The sequence below is a fragment of the Kitasatospora sp. NPDC092948 genome, assembly GCF_044754805.1.
GTDB lineage: Bacteria > Actinomycetota > Actinomycetes > Streptomycetales > Streptomycetaceae > Kitasatospora.
Map to the genome: position 1 here is coordinate 1 of NZ_JBIVPU010000036.1, position 1,394 is coordinate 1,394.

At 56.3% G+C, this 1,394-nt stretch carries 1 rRNA gene; it reads left to right on the forward strand.

The window, feature by feature from the left end:
* A 23S ribosomal RNA gene (locus tag ACIQF6_RS36255) occupies nucleotides 1-1,392 on the forward strand; the annotation flags it as partial.
* Between the last annotated feature and the right edge of the window lie 2 nt (nucleotides 1,393-1,394).

Below are 1,394 nucleotides of genomic sequence, written 5' to 3' on the forward strand. Positions count from 1 at the left end.
CTGAGACCTGATGCCGAGCCGATTGTGGTGAAGTGGATGATCCTATGCTGTCGAGAAAAGCCTCTAGCGAGTTTCATGGCGGCCCGTACCCCAAACCGACTCAGGTGGTCAGGTAGAGAATACCGAGGCGTTCGGGTGAACTGTGGTTAAGGAACTCGGCAAAATGCCCCCGTAACTTCGGGAGAAGGGGGGCCATTGCTGGTGATGGGACTTGCTCCTTGAGCTGGTGGTGGCCGCAGAGACCAGCGAGAAGCGACTGTTTACTAAAAACACAGGTCCGTGCGAAGCCGTAAGGCGATGTATACGGACTGACGCCTGCCCGGTGCTGGAACGTTAAGGGGACCGGTTAGTCCGATTTCGGTCGGGCGAAGCTGAGAACTTAAGCGCCAGTAAACGGCGGTGGTAACTATAACCATCCTAAGGTAGCGAAATTCCTTGTCGGGTAAGTTCCGACCTGCACGAATGGCGTAACGACTTCTCGACTGTCTCAACCACAGGCCCGGTGAAATTGCATTACGAGTAAAGATGCTCGTTTCGCGCAGCAGGACGGAAAGACCCCGGGACCTTTACTATAGCTTGATATTGGTGTTCGGTTCGGCTTGTGTAGGATAGGTGGGAGACTTTGAAGCCGTGACGCCAGTCATGGTGGAGTCGCCGTTGAAATACCACTCTGGTCGTGCTGGATGTCTAACCTGGGTCCGTGATCCGGATCAGGGACAGTGTCTGGTGGGTAGTTTAACTGGGGCGGTTGCCTCCTAAAGAGTAACGGAGGCGCCCAAAGGTTCCCTCAGCCTGGTTGGCAATCAGGTGTTGAGTGTAAGTGCACAAGGGAGCTTGACTGTGAGACTGACGGGTCGAGCAGGTACGAAAGTAGGGACTAGTGATCCGGCGGTGGCTTGTGGAAGCGCCGTCGCTCAACGGATAAAAGGTACCCCGGGGATAACAGGCTGATCTTCCCCAAGAGTCCATATCGACGGGATGGTTTGGCACCTCGATGTCGGCTCGTCGCATCCTGGGGCTGGAGTAGGTCCCAAGGGTTGGGCTGTTCGCCCATTAAAGCGGTACGCGAGCTGGGTTTAGAACGTCGTGAGACAGTTCGGTCCCTATCCGCTGTGCGCGTAGGAGTGTTGAGAAGGGCTGTCCCTAGTACGAGAGGACCGGGACGGACGAACCTCTGGTGTGCCAGTTGTCCTGCCAAGGGCATGGCTGGTTGGCTACGTTCGGGAGGGATAACCGCTGAAAGCATCTAAGCGGGAAGCCTGCTTCGAGATGAGCACTCCCACCTCCTTGAGAGGGTAAGGCTCCCAGTAGACGACTGGGTTGATAGGCCGGATATGGAAGCCCTGTGAGGGGTGGAGTTGACCGGTACTAATAGGCCGAGGGCTTGTCCTCAG